The sequence below is a fragment of the Pelagibacterium lacus genome (genome assembly GCF_003345525.1).
In the GTDB taxonomy this organism is placed as follows: Bacteria; Pseudomonadota; Alphaproteobacteria; order Rhizobiales; family Devosiaceae; genus Pelagibacterium; species Pelagibacterium lacus.
In genome coordinates this window covers 92,919-109,740 of record NZ_QQNH01000002.1, presented here as the reverse complement: position 1 = coordinate 109,740, position 16,822 = coordinate 92,919, and the positions used below count along the sequence as shown (strand labels likewise).

Genomic DNA, 16,822 nt, shown 5'->3' with positions numbered 1-16,822 from the left:
GATGGGTGGGAAAGGGAACATTTGCGCCTCCACGATGTCCCCAACCGCACCCAGGCCGATCGGGGCCCTGTGCAGAACGGCCCTTTATTTCTCCGCCACGCCCTCCTATATTAGGCGTGCTGGCAACGGCTATGGCGATAAACTGTCATCGTAATAAACCCATCGGACCCGGGGGCAGTACCCGGCGCCTCCACCAAAACCCTCTTTTTCCAGAGGACCTTATGGGGGCGAAACAGGATCGACGAGGGCGTAAAGGGTGAGCTTTCGCTCGGCATTGTACCACCGTTATCGGGCTAACCTTATAGTTGCAAACGACAACTATGCTGAGGCACGTCTCGCTGCGTAAGCAGTGCGATACCTCGAACTAAAGCCCTGATTCTGTAGCAGGGATCAGGCGGGGTCCGCAGGCACCTGGCAACAGAAGCCTGCATCTCCTTTTGCTTGAAATCTCTCGCCAGTTCAGGCTGTTATGGGGGCCGAAGATTCTCACCCTCCAGCCCTAGGGAGCCGCCCTCGATGGCCCAAGACCATATCCGCTACGACATTCTGGCCCAGGAAGCCCTGCGCGGCGTCGTACGGAAGGTGCTGGGCGAAGTGGCCCGCACCGGCCTGCCCGGCGACCATCACTTCTTCATCTCCTTCATGACCCACGCCCCCGGCGTACGCCTGAGCCAGAAACTGCTCTCGCAATATGAAACCGAGATGACAATTGTCCTCCAGAACCAGTTCTGGGACCTCAAGGTTTCCGAAACCGGCTTCGAGGTCGGGCTCTCCTTCGACAACATTAACGAAGTGCTGTTCATTCCCTTTTCGGCCATCAAGGGCTTCTTCGACCCCTCCGTCCAGTTCGGCCTCCAGTTCGAGGTCGCCGAGCCCAAGCCGGGTCTCCGCCCGGTGAGCGATGCCGACGCCGAGCCCGAGGAAACCACCGAACCCGACGCCGAAGAAACCGCCGACGCCGATGCCGCCAAGGGCGAAAAGGTCGTCAGCCTCGATTCCTTCCGCAAGAAATAGCCCCGACCCCGCCGCGAGCCCTTCCATGCGCAAGCGTTCGCTGACCATTTCCGGCCACCGCACCTCCATCGCGCTCGAACCCGCCTTCTGGGATGCGCTCGAGCGCATGGCCGCGTCCCGGGGCCTCACCGTGCCGCAGCTTATCGCCAGGATCGACGAGGAGCGCGCCGAGCCCAATCTCTCCTCCTCCCTGCGTGTCGCCATCCTCGGCTGGGCGCTGTCCGAGCGCCTATAGTCCGTCCAGTTGCAGCGCCCCGGGCGGCAGGATGGTGAAGGACGGGCTCTGCGGCGTGGGTGCCGGAGCCGGATTGGTGGCGGGAGCGTCGAGCCCGCCATTGAGCAGGGCCTCGATATCGTCGAGCAATTGCCGCGTCTCGTCCGATTGCAGCGAATTCTGTTGCTGCTCGAGCAATAATTGCTCGGCGGCCCGCCGCGCCTGCTCTTCCATCAGCCGCGCCTGTTCCTCGGCCGCCGCCTGCTGCCGCGCCTCCTGCTCGGCCCGCAATGCCTCCAGCTCGTTGAGTTCGAGCTCATAGGCCTGCATCTGGATGGCGTCCACCATGGGCCCGATATCGAGGCTGCGAACCGGATCGAAGATCGAGCCGGATACCCCGACCCCGAGCCGGCCGGTGGTTTCGGTGATGAGCCCATTGCCCGCCAGCATGCGCGTGAGCCCGAGGGTCCATTGCGCATCCAGATCGCCGTCGCGCAGGTCGAGCGATCCCCCGCCGACCAGGCGCGCGCCGGTGCCGCCGATGGCGAGGTTGGAGACGCGCAGCCGTCCGCCGATCATGCTGGCCAGCCCGCCCGCCTCATCGGCCCGGAACGGCCCCGAGGCCAGCGCCATGGCCACCAGCGCCTCGAAATCGTCGGGGGCGATGGCCACCAGATCGTCCACATCCGCCGCCGCGTTGAACACCGATGGCGACAGCCCCTCGATGCGCAGGTCCGCGATGGAAAAACTGCCCTCGCCATTGAGGGTCGCCGCGAGACCGTCAAAGCTCTCCCCGCTCGCCTGGAACTGCGCCCCCAGGGTCAGCGTGCCGCCCAGCACGTCGCCCGCCACCTCGGGCAGCACCGCATCCAGCCGCACCCCGTTGAGGGTAAAGCGGCCCGAAAGGCTCTTCGAGGCGACGGTCGAGCTGCAGCACAGCGTCGCATCCAGTTGCACCGTCCCCCCGCCCATTTCGCCAAACAGCCCGCGCAGGCCATTGTCCTCATTGCCCCACACATAATCGAAGGCCAGGGCTTCGATCAGCCGCTGGTCGTCGGCATAAAGCGCCGGAGCGGTGATCGAGACACGCCCGCGCGTCTGGCGCGGCGACGCCCCGATATCGACGGGCCCGTCCGGCCACAATCCGTTTCCCCCGTCGATCAGCGCCGCCGGACCGGCCAGCATGGAGGCGAGGGTTTCGATATCCAGCGCCTCCGCGGCCAGCGCTCCGGTCACCAGCGCGCTGTCCCTTTGCGCGGCATAGGTGATCTGGCCGGACAGCGCCCGTTCTCCGCTCAAGGCCGAAATGGCGTCGAACTGCACACTCTCCCCGCCGATAAAGCTCACCCGGGCGCCGCCTTCGAGGGCCGGAAACCATACCCCCCGCGCGCCGCTCAGCAGCCCCAGCGCCGCCCCGTCCTGGAAGATGAAGGCGGTTTCCCCCTGCCCGCGCAGCGAGACCGGGTTGGAAAAATCCAGATTGCCGGAAAAATCGATCCGCTCGCCGCCGCCCTCGATCGAAAGATCGGCCTCCATCAGCCCGCGTGGATTGCCGAAGACCCGCGCATTGGTGATGATCCCGTCCTCGGCCAGCATGACCTCGGGCAAGCCCATCTGCTCGAAAAGCTCGCTCCCCCGATCCGCCGCCAAGTCCAGCGTCACCCCCAGCGCTTCCCGTCCCAGCCCGAGCACGCCCCCCGTCATATCGAGCGTGAGGGCAAGATCGAGCGCCCCCGCCATACCCTGCAGCACCGCCGACTGGATAGTGTCGCGCCCCGGCGCCTCGAGATCCACATCGAGCCGCGCCGGCAGGCTGCCCAGCACGGCGCGCCGCAGCGGCGTCCCTGCCGCCCCGATGCCCGGCACCAGGTCGAGCGCCCGCGCGCCCTGGGCGATGGTGAGCACCCCCTCGCCCGAAACGACCGGCGCGGCGAGGCTTCCGCTCGCCTGTGCCTGCCCGTCGAACCCGACCCCGCCAAAACTTTGAAGGGCGACCTGCTCGAACGCCATGCCCGCCTCCGACCACGCCGATACGAGGTCGAGTCCTTCCAGCGGCAGGCCGAGCGCGAAGGCGTGCTCCACGGCGAGCGACAAACGGCCCTGCGGAAAGCTCAGCCCGAACGCGCCGGCCGGATCGATTTGCGGCATCAACGCCGCCAGCGCCGCGCTCTGCCCCTCGGTCAGCGCCGAAAGCCCGACATCGAGATCGAGCGAGGGCGTCGCCCCGAACCGGACATCGCCGGATACCGCATGGGTGGTGCCGTCGAGCGTCGCCACGCCGTCGACCAGGCTCAGCCGGTCATTGACCAGTTGCACGCGCCCATTGAGCGACCCCGCCATGCCGAACAGCGGATTGCCATCCTGCGGACGCTTCCACAAAAGGCTCAGCGCATCCAGCCGCGGCGAGGCCAGGGCCAGCGTTCCCTCGAAGGCCGGCCATCCCGCCGCGCGGGCCAGCGTCCCGGTGAGCTTGAGCGTCGTGTCCCCCGACAATCGCCCGGAAAATTCCTCGATCTCCCACGCCACGCCATCCGACCGCGCATCCAGCCGCACATCGCGCATCGACACGCCGCGTACCCGCAATTCGTTGATGCTTATCGCCAGTTGTGCGCGCAGTGCGGGGATCAGCGGCTCGGGCATTTCACCAAGCAGCCGCAGCGCCGCATAGGGTTGGAGACTGTCGTCGGGAATGACTTCCCCCGGCAACAGCGTCACGACGCCGCCCGAAACCGTCGCCTCGAAGCCGGGATCGGCGCCCAGCGACAGCGCCGCGCTGCCGGTCAGCCGCGTGGTCGGCTGGTTCTCATCGGGCAAAAGGGTGAATTCGCTCAGCGTGACCGCATCGAGGTCCGCGGTCACCGGCCCCTGCAGCAGCAGGTCGCCAACCACCGTTTCGCCGCCATCCTCGGCAAACTGGCGATAGGTGAGGTTGCCGGAAAAGTGCGGCGCGTCGCCGGTGCGCAACAGGCCCTCTATGGCCGCCGAGAACGGCCCGCCCACCGGCCGCAATGTCGCCGAGAGCTGCATCGCGCCGGCCTCGTTCATGGCCGAAGTGGCAAAGGCAACGGCGTGGACGGTCTGTCCATGGGTCAGGGTGCCCTGCAGCACGAACGGCCCCCGCAAGGCTGTCATCTGCATGCGGCCGGTAAAGTCGCGGCTTTCCCAGCGCTCGCCGCTGCGCAGGTCGACAAGCGATACCGTGCCGCTCTCGAAGCGCGCATTGGCGATCGAGACATTGGAGACCGATGCCGTTTCCGCCAGCGTGATGGGAGTCCGCATGGCTCCTGTTTCATCAATGGTCAGGCTCAGTTGCGGCGCAAACAGCCGCAATTCGGTGACGGTGAACCGGTCGCGCAGAAAGTCGATCAGCGAAAGGTCCGCTTCGATGAGATCGGCGGCGCCGATCGGGGCCGCCTCCGGGCCGATCCGCACATGCTCGAAATGCATGCGCGGCTGGGGCAGAAGGACGAAATCCATATCCCCGTCGATCGCCACCTCGACGCCCAGCGCTGCTTCCGCCATCTGTTCCATGCGGGGCTTGTAGGCGTTCCAGTCGATGAACCACGGCACGACGAACGCCCCGCCCAGCACGAGGATCAGCAGCATTCCGATGGCGATGTAGATTCGATTGGCCAAGCCTTTGGACCCTGGAGCTAAATCACGCGGACCTTAGGCAAAACCATCCACCGCGTCACCCGGCATTAGCCATTGTGAAGACGAGATTTTCGCGTCCGCGTCAAGAAAAAGGGCCGGGCTTGCGCCCGACCCCGATCTGCCTTCTATTCGGCGTCCGGTTTATTGGACGGTGCCGATCGACCAGAAATTGGTTTCGCCCGAGGAGTCGTCCACCCCGTCATTGTCGGTGACGACCCAGCCTTCGCCCGCCGCGTCGATGGCAAAGCCTTCGACCTTGTCGAGCACATAACCGTTGAGGGCCAGAAGGTCGGGGATGAAGTCGCGGACTTCTTCCTTGGTAACCACCGGCAGGTCCGAACCCAGCTCGGCCGCGACCAGTTCGGCAACCGGCACGCGGTAGAGCTTCTTGAGCTGCGCCTTGGCCGCGATCTGGTTGTCGCGTTCCACGATATGGGCATAGTCGCCCGAAATCGTGATTTCCGACAACCCGACCCAGGCGCCTTCGGCCGGAGCTTCGAGCGGATAATGCACCGCGCCCCACTCGCCCGTCGAAGGCTTGTAGGAAACGAGCTTGACGAGGCCAGCGGCATCGTCACCCCATTCGCGCTGCATGGCGATCCAGAGCACCATGTCGTCGCCTTCGCCAACCGGGCTGATGCCTTCGGCGCCAAAGCGCTTCTGGCCGGCCAGGAGGGCTTCGGGGAACGCCACTTCCTCAACGATCGCGCCCTCCGCGTCGACCCGATAGAGGGCGTGCGGAATATCCTTGTCGGCATCGCCTTCCGAGGCCAGCCAGAAGCCACCCTGGCCGTCGAGCGCGATGCCTTCGAGGTCAAGCGCCTCGGCAGCAGCACCGTCACGAGTGACGAGAGTCGCCTTGGTGATCAGTGCAGGGCTCTGGGTCGCGTCGATCGTGTAGATCGAGGGCATCAGCGAAAAGAACGAGTCGCTGATCGCATAGAGCTTGCCGGCTTCGTCCGCATCGGCAACGAGGCCCGAAAGCGCGGCCCAGCCGATCGGCGTGCCGTCTTCATTGAGCGCCGACATGATCTGCGGATAGGCAGGGGCTTCCACGTCCTGACGCTCGAAGATCATGACGTGCGCGGGAGCGCCACCATCGGCCGAAACGTCGGTTTCGTTGGCGGTGACATAGAGGTTGCGCTCGGGGATCGCCAGCGCGCCTTCGGGGCCGATGCCCGAGGGGATCGACTGGATATATTCAGGCTCACCGCCCGTGTCGCGATAGATGGCGACCAGCGAGGCGCGTTCCTGGTTGACGAAGATCAGCGTCTCGTCGCCCCAGAAGCCCACTTCCATGCCTTCGGGCTCGATGCCCTTGGCGTCCGAACGCCCTTCCGGATAATGGCCGAGTTGCGCGGAAATATATTCCATCGACACGCCGCTCTCATAAAGCTCGGTGCCGTCCTTGTGGAAAATGGTGAAGCCGCGCGAACCGCCTTCGTAGTCGCCTTCGTTGGCGATCACAACGCGGTCGTTGTCCAGCCACTGGATGGCGTCGGGCTCGCGTACCACGCCCTCGACGCTGTCGGTGAACGACAGCTGGCCGTCTTCTTCGGTGTCGATGCCGGCAAGGTCGACCGACCCGGCCGAGAAGTGGTTGATCACTTCGCCCGTGTTGCCGTCGATGATGACGATGTGGTTGTTTTCCTGCAGCGTCACGGCGAGTTCGTTGGCGCTGTTGAAATCGGTATATTCCGGCTCGGCGTCTTCACCGGCCACGTCGGCAAGGCCGGCCAGTTCGGTCACGCGCAGGCTGCCGCAATCGGGCGTGCCATCGGTCACGTCGAGGAAGGTGACGTTGCCGCTGGGAAGCTGCGGGATGATACCGTCGTTGAAGTCCTCGTCGCGCTGGTTTTCCATCGAGATGGCGATCAGCGAACCGTCGGCGTTGCGGGCGATGGCATCGGGCTGGCCGCCCAGATCGCACTGGGCTTCGACTTCGAGCGTCGTGATGTCGACCACGGCCAGATAGCCGGTCGGGGCGGTGAAATCGTCGGTGGTGTCGACGCTGACCAGCGCCTTGTTACCGATGACCGAAACCGAGGTCGGCCCACCTTCGAGCTGGACGAACCCGCCTAGCTGCGGATTGGCCGGATCGGTGATGTCGATGAACCCGACCCCGCCCAGCAGCGCGTTGGAATAGACCAGCGTCATGCCGTCTTCGGTCGCGGTGATGATCTCGGCCGAATTCTCTTCGGCTTCGATATCGGGCGTGTTGAGCGCCACGGGAAAGCTGGCGATGCGGTTGAAATAGGTCTGGGCGTGGGCGGGCAGCGCCGCACCAGCCAAAAGCCCGGCCGCCAGAGCGGCAAGAACATATGATTTCTGCATGGAAATCCCCAAGCGTTCAAAAAAGACGCGCTTGCCTATAGGCGCCGCCCACAACACTTCTGTGACGGCGGATTTGCCGCCCCGCATATACTTTTGCCCGCATCGGACCTATATACTGCGCAGGAGAACAAAAAGAGATTCGTCAAGAGCTGATGTCGGCCGTACCCCCGCACCGCCCCCAAGGACCGATCACGTCCCAGTTCGCCACGCGCGCGCCGGACTATCTCGTCGGACTGAACGCCGAACAGCGCGAAGCGGTGGAAACCACCGAGGGCCCGCTGCTCGTTCTCGCCGGCGCGGGCACGGGCAAGACCCGCGTGCTCACCACCCGCATTGCCCATATCCTTGCCTCCCGCCTTGCTCGTGGCAGCCAGATTCTCGCCGTGACCTTCACCAACAAGGCCGCCCGCGAAATGAAGGACCGGATCGGCAAATTGGTCGGTGCTTCGGTCGAGGGCATGCCGTGGCTGGGCACCTTCCACTCCATTGGTGCCCGCATCCTGCGGCGCCATGCCGAACTGGTCGACCTGCGCCCTGATTTCACCATCCTCGACACCGACGACCAGATCCGCCTCATCAAGCAGCTTCTGCAGGCCGAAAACATCGACGAGAAGCGCTGGCCCGCCCGCCAGTTCTCTGGCATGATGGATGGCTGGAAGAACCGGGGCCTCTTGCCTAAAGACATCTCCCCCGCCGATGCCGGCTTTTTTGCCAATGGCAAGGGCCAGAAGCTCTATGCCGATTATCAGGCGCGCCTCAAAACCCTCAATGCCGCCGATTTCGGCGACCTGCTGCTCGAAGGCATAAGGCTGTTCAAGGAGAACCCCTCCGTCCTCGCCGAATATCACGACCGCTTCCGCTACATGCTGGTCGACGAATATCAGGACTCCAACACCGCCCAATATCTCTGGCTGCGGCTCCTGGCCCAATCCCGCGACGGGAAGACCAGCGCCAATATCTGCGTCGTCGGCGACGACGATCAGTCCATCTATGGCTGGCGCGGCGCCGAGGTCGACAACATCCTGCGCTTCGAAAAGGATTTTCCCGGCGCGAAGATCATCAAGCTCGAACGCAATTACCGCTCGACCTCCAATATCCTCTCCGCCGCCTCCCACCTCATCGCCAACAATGAATCGCGGCTGGGCAAGACGCTGCAGACCGATGTGGGCGAGGAAGGTGAAAAGCTCGCCGTCACTTCCGTTTGGGATTCGGAAGAGGAAGCCCGCCAGATCGGCGAACAGATCGAGCAATATCAGCGCCAGGGCGACCGCCTCGACGACATGGCGATCCTCGTCCGCGCCTCGTTCCAGATGCGCGAGTTCGAAGAACGCTTCATCACGCTGGGGCTCAACTACCGCGTCGTCGGCGGCCCGCGTTTCTATGAGCGCAAGGAAATCCGCGATGCCCTGGCCTATCTGCGCATCGTCGCCCAGCCCAATGACGATCTCGCCCTGGAGCGTATCGTCAACACCCCAAAGCGCGGCCTGGGCGACGCCACGCTGCAGGTCGTTCACGACACCGCCCGCGCCGCCAACATCCCGCTGCTCGCCGCCATTCGCGAACTGGTCGAGACCGAGGAGCTCAAGGCCCGGCAGCGCACCACCTTGCGCGAACTCGTGCGCCAGATCGACGATTGGGCCCTGCGCCTGCAATCGATCCCCCACCACGAGCTGGCCGAGCAGATTCTCGACGAATCCGGCTACACCACCATGTGGCAGAATGACAAATCCGCCGATGCCCCCGGGCGGCTGGAAAACCTCAAGGAACTGATCCGCTCCATGGAGGAATTCGACAATCTCGGCGGTTTCCTCGAACACATCGCCCTGGTCATGGACCGCGATTCCGGCGAGGCCGAGGACGCGGTCTCGATCATGACACTGCATTCGGCCAAGGGCCTCGAATTCGACACCGTTTTCCTCCCCGGCTGGGAGGAAGGGCTCTTTCCCCACCAGCGTTCGCTCGACGAAACCGGGCTGGCCGGCCTCGAGGAGGAGCGCCGCCTCGCCTATGTCGGCATCACCCGGGCCCGCAAGCGCTGCCGCATCTCGCTGGCCCAGAACCGCCGCATCCACGGCCTGTGGCAGTCCGCCATCCCTTCGCGCTTCCTCGACGAATTGCCCGCCCATGTGGTCGAGGTCACCGATACCGGCTCGTCTTATGGCGGCTATACCTATGGCGGCCGCGCCGCCACCCGCTTCGACCAGCGTGATCCCTTTGAAAGCGTCTATGAAACGCCCGGCTGGCAACGCGCCCAGCGCCAGCAGCAGACCCGCAAGGGCCCGGGTCCCCTGACCATCGAAGGCGAACTGGTCGCCCGCTCCTCGGGCCCTTCCGCCGCCTATGGCATCGGCGAGCGCGTCTTCCACCTCAAATTCGGCTACGGCACCGTCACCGCCACCGAGGGCAACAAGCTCTCCATCGACTTCGAAAAGGCCGGCCCCAAAAAGGTTCTCGACAGCTTCGTCAAACGCGGATGAGCCGTTACCGCAGCTTGAGCGAGGAGAGCCCGATCAGCGCCAGCACCATGGCGATGATCCAGAACCGGATCACGATCTGGCTTTCGGTCCAGCCCAGATGCTCGAAATGATGGTGGATCGGCGCCATCTTGAACACGCGCTTGCCGGTCAGCCTGTAGCTGGCCACCTGCACGATCACCGAAACCGCCTCGAGTACGAACAGCCCGCCCACGATCGCCATGACGATCTCGTGCTTGGTCGCCACGGCGATGGTTCCGAGGGCGCCGCCAAGCGCCAGCGAGCCTGTATCCCCCATGATGATCTGGGCCGGAGGCGCGTTGAACCACAAAAAGCCCAGCCCGGCCCCGATCAGCGCCCCGCAGATGATCGATAGCTCTCCCGTGCCGGGCACGAAGTTGAGGAACAGATATTCCGAATAGACCTGGTTGCCGACCAGATAGGCGATCAGCCCGAAGGCCGCGGCCGCGATCATCACCGGCACGATGGCCAGCCCATCCAACCCGTCGGTGAGGTTCACCGCATTACCCGCGCCCACGATGACGAAAGCGCCGAAGACGAAGAAGAACAACCCCAGATTGATAGCAAGGTCCTTGACGAAGGGCAGCAGCAGCGCATTGGCATAGCCCTCGGGCGCCTGGCTGGCGATGATCACGCAGGCCACCAGCGCGATCACGCTTTCGATGGCCAGCCGCGGCTTGCCGCCGAACCCCTTGTGGTTCTGGTGCTTGACCTTGAGATAGTCGTCATAGAACCCAACCAGCCCGAAGCCGGTGGTCACCAGCAGCACTGCCCACACATACATGTTGGACAGGTCCGCCCACAAAAGGATCGAGACCAGCGCGCCCGAAAGGATCATCAGCCCCCCCATGGTGGGCTTGCCCTTCTTGGTCAGCAGATGGCTCTGCGGCCCGTCCTCGCGGATGGGCTGGCCCTTGCCCTGGCGGATGCGCAGCGAACTGACCATGCCCGGTCCGAACAGGAACACGAAGAACAGAGCCGTGATGATCGCCCCGCCGGTTCGGAAGGAGAGGTAACGGAAGACGTTGAAGACCGGGAGTGTGTCTGCGAACTGTTGCAGGAAATAGAGCATGGAACCGGCTGACTGCCTCTAGCTTGGCGTGGGATATTGCGCGCGTATCCGGGCCACCAGCGTGCCCAGCTTTAATCCGTTCGATCCCTTGATCATAACTGAGTCGCCCGAGGCAAGCGTTTGCAAAACGTCTCCCGCGAGATCGTCCACATCCTGTGTCTGTGCGGCCACAAGCCGGGGTGGCAGCGCTTTGGCGAGATGGGTCATATGCGGGCCGACCAGGAACACCAGGTCTGGCCGCGCCGCCAGCACCGCGTCACGCAGTTCGGCATGATACCGGTCGGCAGCAGCACCCAGTTCGCGCATGTCGCCCAGCACCAGAATCCTGCGCCCACCCGTAGACGGCAATTGCGAGAAGACATCCAGTGCCGCCCGCATCGAGGCGGGATTGGCGTTGTAGCTCTCATCGATGAGGCGGATGGGACGGGCGGGATCGCCCAGCAGGAACGCCGCTCCCCGGCCTTCCGGCGCGCCCTGGATTTCGAGCGCGGCCTGCGCCGTCCCCGCATCGGCGCCCAATTGCCGCGCCACCAGCAGCGCCGCCACCGCATTGGCCAGCATATGCCGGCCGGGCGTTGAGACCGAGAACGCAAGCTCCAGCCCGCCGCCTGCCAGCCGCGCTCGCCCCCCACCATCCGTCGCCACGTAATCGGCGATCCGCATATCGGCATGCGGATCGAACCCATAGGTCAGCGTCTCGATGCCCGCCGCTGTCGCTGCCTGTTGCAGCCGGTCGATATGGGCATGGTCGCGCCCCAGAATGGCCATGCCGCCAGCCTCCAGTCCGGCGAAGATCTCCGCCTTGGCATCGGCGATCGCGTCTTCGGAGGCAAAGAATTCCAGATGCGCCGGGGCCACCGTGGTGATCACCGCCACATGCGGCCGCACCAATTGCGACAGCGGCGTGATCTCCCCGGCGCTGCTCATGCCGATCTCGAACACCGCGAATTCCGTGTCGCTGGGCATGCGCGCCAGCATCAGCGGCACGCCCCAGTGATTGTTGAAGCTGCGAATCGAGGCATGGGTCCGGCCCGAGGCCTCCAGCGCCGCCCGGATCGCCTCCTTGGTCGAGGTCTTCCCCACGCTCCCCGTCACCGCCGCGATCCGGGCCCGGCTGCGCGCCCGGTTGAACCGCGCCAGCCGCGTCAACCCTTCGAGCGGGTCGTCCTCGATGACGATCAGCGGCAATCCCGCCAGCCCCTCGGCGCGCTCCCGCGACACCAGCGCCGCTGCAGCTCCCGCTTCGATCGCCCGGGCGACGAAATCATGCCCGTCGAAATTGGCGCCCCGGATCGCCACGAACAGCGCCCCCCGCGCGATCTCGCGCGAATCGATGGAGATCGACGAGACCGCATCGGCGGTGACGCCCTCCGCCACGCCTCCCGTCGCTTCGATGATCTCGGCAATCGAATAGAGCGACATCACGATCCTCACGCCTCGAACGCGGCGCGCACGACTTCATGGTCGGAAAAATGGTGCTTGGTCTTGCCCACGATCTGATAATCCTCATGCCCCTTGCCCGCGACGAGCAGCACATCTTCCGCGCCCATTTCGGCAATGGCATGGCTGATCGCTTCGGCCCGGTCGCCAATTTCCGTCGCCTCGGGCACCGCGGCGAGAATTTCCGCCCGAATCTCCGCGGGGTTTTCGGTGCGCGGGTTGTCGTCGGTGACGATCACCCAATCGGCCAGCTTGCGCGCCACCGCGCCCATTTGCGGGCGCTTGCCCCTGTCCCGATCGCCGCCGCACCCGAACACCACGATCAGCCGCCCTCCGGCGAAAGGCCGCAGAGCCTCCAGCGCATTCTCCAGCGCATCGGGCGTATGGGCGTAGTCGACGAACACCGCCGCCTTGCCCCGCTCCGCCACCAGCTCCAATCGCCCCTTGGCGCCCTTAAGCGTTTCGAGCGCCCGGATGGCGGCCGCGTTCTCGACGCCGGTCGCCATGGCGAGCCCCGCCGCCACCACCGCATTGTCGACCTGGAACCGCCCCACCAGCGGCAGCAGGAATTCCATGGGTTCGCCCACCAGCTTTCCCCGTACCCGCTGCCCGAACCCCTCGCTCTCGACGCTCTCGATATCGATATGCGCGCCGCCAGCGCCCACGGTGAACACCGTTGCGCCGCGGTCGAGGGCCGCGAACATGAACGGCATGCCCTCCCCGTTCTCCGCGTCGATCACCGCCGTCGCTTTGGCGTCGATCAGTTCGCGAAACAGCCGCAGCTTGGCGTCGCGATAGGCCTCCAGCGTCTGGTGATAGTCGAGATGGTCGCGGCTGAGATTGGTGAAGGCCACCGCCGAAAAATCGATCCCGTCGAGCCGGTGCTGGTCGAGCCCGTGGCTCGACGCCTCGATGGCCACATGGTCCACGCCTTCCGCCTTGAGCTGCGCCAGCGTCCGGTGCAGGGAGAGCGCATCGGGCGTGGTCAGTTCCCCCGGCACATGCCGGTCTCCAACCATCAGCCCCAGCGTGCCCAGGCTCGCTCCTTGGATGCCCGCCTCGGCCCAGATCTGGCGCAGGAACGACACCACCGAGGTCTTGCCGTTGGTGCCCGTCACCGCAACGCATTGGGCCGGCTTTGCCCCCGTCATCCGCGCCGCAGCCAGGGCATAGGCCGCCCGCACATTGTCGACCACCACCACCGGCACGCCGGGATCGCTCGGGGGCGCCGCATCTGTCACCACCACGCTCGCCCCCCGCCCGATGGCTTCATGGGCATAGAGAATGCCGTGCCCCCGAGCGCCGGGCAGAGCAAAGAACGCCTCGTCCTTGCCGATCAGCCGGCTGTCGGCGTTGAGGCCTGTGATCTCGATGGCCGGGATAGCGGAATTGCCGGCGAAGCCTGACAGGACGGTGGTCAGCGAAAATGACAAGGTCCGTTTCTCCCTGAGCGGCTCAAAGCCCGATTGGCGCGAGCTGTTGCACCCGCAGGCCAGCCGGCACCAATCTCGCGTCGATCAGCGGATCGAGATTGGGCTGCACGCCGAGCATGGGGGCCACCCGCGCCACGATGCGTCCCGACATCTCTCCTGCGTTCCAGCCCGCCGTCCGCCCCGACTGGGCGTTTTCCGCCCGGGGCTCGTCCACCAGCACGATCATCGCATAGCGCGGATCGTCGAGCGGGAAGGCCGAGGCGAACAGCGCCAGGCTCTTTTCGCTCGAATAGCGGCCGTCGACAACCTTTTCCGCCGTGCCCGTCTTGCCGCCCCAGCGATAGCCCTGCGCGATGGCATTGGCCCGGCTGCCCGAGCCTTCCGTGGCGTTGAGCCGCATGAGATAGCGCATATAGTCGCTGGTCTGCGCCGACACCACCTGGGTGGCATCGGCCATGGCCTCGGCCTCGGTGCGCGGAAACAACGTGGCGCCAGTGAGGTAGCCGCCATTGACCAGCGCCGAAACCGCATCCAGCATATGCAGCGGCGTGACGCTGAGCCCGTGCCCGAACGAGGCCGTCGCCGCGCCCACTTCCGAGAAGGTGTCCGGAATGGCCGATCGGGTCACCTCCGGCAGTTCGATCTCCGGCGCGCCCTCGAACCCCATGCGGGTGAGAAAGGCGCGGAAATTGTCCTTCCCCATGGCCTGCATCATCTTGATGGTGCCGATATTGGAGGAATATTTATACACCTCCGGCACCGAAAGAATGCGGTACTTGCCGTGGAAATCGCTGATCGTATAGCGCCCGAACCGCACCCCGAACCGCGCGTCGATCTGGTCGGTGATCCGCACCGCCCCGCTGTCGAGCGCTCCGGCGAAGGTGATGGTCTTGAAGGTCGAGCCCAGCTCGAACTTGGCCGCCGTGATGCGGTTGAAATGCCCTTCCTGCAGCATGCTGGCGGGATTGTTCGGGTCGAAATCGGGCAGCGAGGCCATGGCGACGATCTCGCCCGTGCGCACATCCATGATCGCCCCGGCCGCCGCGATCGCCTGATAGCGCTCCATGGCGTCGGCCAGTTCGTCATGCAGCACGTGCTGCACCCGCAGGTCGATGGAGAGGTTGACCGGGGTGAGCGCGCTGTCCCGCGCCAGCCCGAGACTTTGCAACAGGGCGAGATTGTCGTCGTCGAGGTGCTTTTCGATTCCCGCGATCCCGACATTGTCGATATTGACCGCCCCCATGATGTGGGAGGCGACCGAGCCACCCGGATAGAACCGCCGGCTTTCCTCGACAAAATCGAGCCCCGGAATGCCCAGCCGCATGATCCGCTCCTGGATGGCCGGGGTCAGTTCGCGCGCCACCCATACGAAACCCTTGTCACCGGTGAGGCGCTGGCGCAGCCAGGCGGAGTTGAGATCGGGGAGGACGGAGAGGATCGCCTCGGCCGCTTCGTCCACGTCGAGAATGCGGCGCGGCTCAGCAAACAACGACGGCACGCGGATATCGACCGCCAGCTCGATCCCGTTGCGGTCGAGGATGGGGGGCCGCGACGCCATGATCGCCGCCCGCGTCTGTCCCTCGATCGTGGTGTCCACTTCGATATTGCCCAGCCAGATCAGCCGTCCGCCCATCACCGCGAACACCAGCGCCACGAACACCATGGCCCAGCGGATGCGCGCGCCGGTCAGGTTGCCGCGCGCCTTGCGCGCGCCCTCGAGCGCAATGGTTTCCTGGTGGGTCGTTATGGCGCTCACAATATGCCCTCCAGCAACGACCCGATCGGGTCTTCCCCCGCTTCCACCGTTTCAAACAGCGCATTGAGCGCGTCGGTATCGAGCCGCTGTATCGGCCGCATGGGTAGGTCCTCGAAATGGCCGAACTGCCTGGCCTTGGCCACTTGCAGGTTGAGCACGTCATTGTGCCGGTCGATGATCGGCTGAATCTGCGTCGGCTGGTTGAGATAGGCCCAGTCCGCCTTGAGAATGGAAAGCGCCGCCTGCTGCCGGGTGATGCTGCGCTCGATGCTCGTGATCTCCTCGGCGGTGAGCTCGGCAAAATGCTTTTGCGAATAGACGGCCACCACCGCCAGCACCGTGAGCACGGCGAGGATGAGATTGAGGCGATGGAGAAACCGGCTCATGCGGCGCCCCGCGTGAAGCCGGGCACGCCCAGCCCGCTCGACAGCACCGGCCGGGCCGCCATGGAGGTGCGAATGGCGCTGCGCAGGGTTGCCGAGCGCGCCCTGGGGTTGCGCGCCATTTCCGCCGCGCCGGCCCTTGCCGCCTTGCGCACCGGCGACCAGCGCGGTTGCGCCTGCGCAGCTTGCGGCAAATGCCGCGACTGCGGGCCTGCCGTCTTGGTTTCATCGAAGAAGCGCTTGACGATCCGGTCTTCGAGCGAATGGAAGGTCACCACCGCCAGCCGCCCGCCTTCGGGCAACAGGCGCTCGGCGGCGAACAGCGCCTCGACAAGTTGGTCGAATTCGCGGTTGACCGCGATGCGCAGCGCCTGGAAGGTCCGCGTCGCCGGATGCGGCCCGCCGGGCTTGCGCCCCACGGTCTTTTCGATGATGCGGGCAAGCTCCAGCGTATCGGAGATTTCGGTCTCGGAGCGCGCCGCCACGATCGTCTTGGCGATCCGGCGCGAGGCCCGCTCCTCGCCATAGGCGAAGATCAGATTGGCCAGTTCGGCCTCGCTCAACCCGTTGACGAGATCGGCGGCGCTTTCCCCCTCACCGCTCATCCGCATGTCGAGCGGCCCCGACCGCATGAAGGAAAAGCCCCGTTCTGCAAGGTCGAGCTGCATGGAGCTGACGCCGATATCGAGCACCACGCCATCGACCGCCGCCCCTTCGGCTGCGTCTTCGAGCGCGGAGAATTCTCCTGCAAAGAAGCGGAAGCGACCGGGAAACTGGGCGGCAAGTGCGTCGGCGAACGGAGCAACGCTGGGATCGCGGTCGATGCCGACGACGCTGGCCCCCGCGTCGAGCAGGGCGCGCGAATAGCCTCCGGCCCCAAACGTGCCATCGATCACCACCGCTCCGTCGAGCGGAGCGAGCGCACCGAGCACTTCGGCCAACAGCACCGATTCGTGTGGGGATTGCGGCTCGCCCATATACTCAGATACTCGCACCTGGCGCCCACGGACAGCGGAGGGATACGCCG

The 16,822-nt window shown here is 65.3% G+C and carries 11 protein-coding genes and 1 other RNA gene; 4 read left to right on the top strand and 8 right to left on the bottom strand.

Annotated elements, in window-relative coordinates; all coding sequences use genetic code 11:
* The first annotated feature begins 79 nt into the window (after positions 1 to 79).
* The 3 genes from ssrA (at position 80) to DVH29_RS02020 (ending at position 1,249) form a co-directional block, all read left to right on the top strand.
* Positions 80 to 432, top strand: a transfer-messenger RNA (tmRNA) gene (gene ssrA / locus DVH29_RS02030).
* A gap of 84 nt (positions 433 to 516) precedes the next feature.
* A complete protein-coding gene (locus DVH29_RS02025) occupies positions 517 to 1,014 on the top strand; it encodes an SspB family protein (RefSeq protein ID WP_114644493.1) in 498 nt (165 codons plus the stop codon).
* A 25-nt stretch (positions 1,015 to 1,039) separates the two neighbouring features.
* Positions 1,040 to 1,249, top strand: a complete 210-nt coding sequence (locus DVH29_RS02020) for a ribbon-helix-helix domain-containing protein (RefSeq protein ID WP_114644492.1) — start codon at positions 1,040 to 1,042, stop codon at positions 1,247 to 1,249.
* Here DVH29_RS02020 and DVH29_RS02015 read toward each other — a convergent pair.
* Positions 1,244 to 4,864 (bottom strand): AsmA family protein, encoded by a 3,621-nt coding sequence (locus tag DVH29_RS02015; RefSeq protein WP_114644491.1) that lies wholly within the window; start codon positions 4,862 to 4,864, stop codon positions 1,244 to 1,246. The genes DVH29_RS02020 and DVH29_RS02015 overlap by 6 nt on opposite strands.
* Positions 4,865 to 5,023: 159 nt before the next feature.
* Positions 5,024 to 7,216, bottom strand: coding sequence for an esterase-like activity of phytase family protein (locus DVH29_RS02010; RefSeq protein ID WP_114644490.1), 2,193 nt, complete (start codon positions 7,214 to 7,216; stop codon positions 5,024 to 5,026).
* 152 nt (positions 7,217 to 7,368) lie between these two features.
* On the opposite strand from DVH29_RS02010, the gene DVH29_RS02005 reads away from it, so the two are divergent.
* Positions 7,369 to 9,693, top strand: coding sequence for an ATP-dependent helicase (locus tag DVH29_RS02005; RefSeq protein ID WP_114644489.1), 2,325 nt, complete (start codon positions 7,369 to 7,371; stop codon positions 9,691 to 9,693).
* Positions 9,694 to 9,697: 4 nt separating this feature from the next.
* On the opposite strand, the gene mraY is transcribed toward DVH29_RS02005, so the two are convergent.
* From mraY to rsmH, 6 genes are read right to left on the bottom strand one after another with little or no spacing between them, the layout of a single operon-like run.
* The gene (mraY, locus tag DVH29_RS02000; protein WP_114644488.1) at positions 9,698 to 10,783 is read right to left on the bottom strand and encodes a phospho-N-acetylmuramoyl-pentapeptide-transferase; all 1,086 of its coding nucleotides are present in this window, start codon (positions 10,781 to 10,783) and stop codon (positions 9,698 to 9,700) included.
* 18 nt (positions 10,784 to 10,801) lie between these two features.
* Complete coding sequence (locus DVH29_RS01995; protein WP_114644659.1) at positions 10,802 to 12,205, bottom strand: UDP-N-acetylmuramoyl-tripeptide--D-alanyl-D-alanine ligase; 1,404 nt, start codon at positions 12,203 to 12,205, stop codon at positions 10,802 to 10,804.
* 8 nt (positions 12,206 to 12,213) lie between these two features.
* Entirely contained in the window at positions 12,214 to 13,656 is a 1,443-nt protein-coding gene (locus DVH29_RS01990; protein ID WP_245944856.1) for a UDP-N-acetylmuramoyl-L-alanyl-D-glutamate--2,6-diaminopimelate ligase, read from the bottom strand.
* A gap of 22 nt (positions 13,657 to 13,678) precedes the next feature.
* Entirely contained in the window at positions 13,679 to 15,412 is a 1,734-nt protein-coding gene (locus tag DVH29_RS01985) for a peptidoglycan D,D-transpeptidase FtsI family protein (RefSeq protein ID WP_114644487.1), read from the bottom strand.
* Positions 15,409 to 15,798 (bottom strand): cell division protein FtsL, encoded by a 390-nt coding sequence (gene ftsL, locus DVH29_RS01980; RefSeq protein ID WP_114644486.1) that lies wholly within the window; start codon positions 15,796 to 15,798, stop codon positions 15,409 to 15,411. The genes DVH29_RS01985 and ftsL overlap by 4 nt, the downstream gene beginning before the upstream one ends.
* Positions 15,795 to 16,790: a 16S rRNA (cytosine(1402)-N(4))-methyltransferase RsmH gene (gene rsmH, locus DVH29_RS01975; RefSeq protein WP_245944855.1), complete on the bottom strand. Its 996-nt coding sequence runs from the start codon at positions 16,788 to 16,790 to the stop codon at positions 15,795 to 15,797. Before rsmH ends, ftsL begins: the two co-directional genes overlap by 4 nt.
* Positions 16,791 to 16,822: the final 32 nt, after the last annotated feature.

Excerpts from the sequence above, each read along its gene's own strand:
- DVH29_RS02025 (WP_114644493.1), top strand. The coding sequence starts at position 517 with ATGGCCCAAGACCATATCCGCTACGACATTCTGGCCCAGGAAGCCCTG.
- DVH29_RS02020 (WP_114644492.1), top strand. The coding sequence starts at position 1,040 with ATGCGCAAGCGTTCGCTGACCATTTCCGGCCACCGCACCTCCATCGCG.
- DVH29_RS02010 (WP_114644490.1), bottom strand. The coding sequence starts at position 7,216 with ATGCAGAAATCATATGTTCTTGCCGCTCTGGCGGCCGGGCTTTTGGCT.
- DVH29_RS02005 (WP_114644489.1), top strand. The coding sequence starts at position 7,369 with ATGTCGGCCGTACCCCCGCACCGCCCCCAAGGACCGATCACGTCCCAG.
- mraY (WP_114644488.1), bottom strand. The coding sequence starts at position 10,783 with ATGCTCTATTTCCTGCAACAGTTCGCAGACACACTCCCGGTCTTCAAC.
- DVH29_RS01995 (WP_114644659.1), bottom strand. The coding sequence starts at position 12,205 with ATGTCGCTCTATTCGATTGCCGAGATCATCGAAGCGACGGGAGGCGTG.
- ftsL (WP_114644486.1), bottom strand. The coding sequence starts at position 15,798 with ATGAGCCGGTTTCTCCATCGCCTCAATCTCATCCTCGCCGTGCTCACG.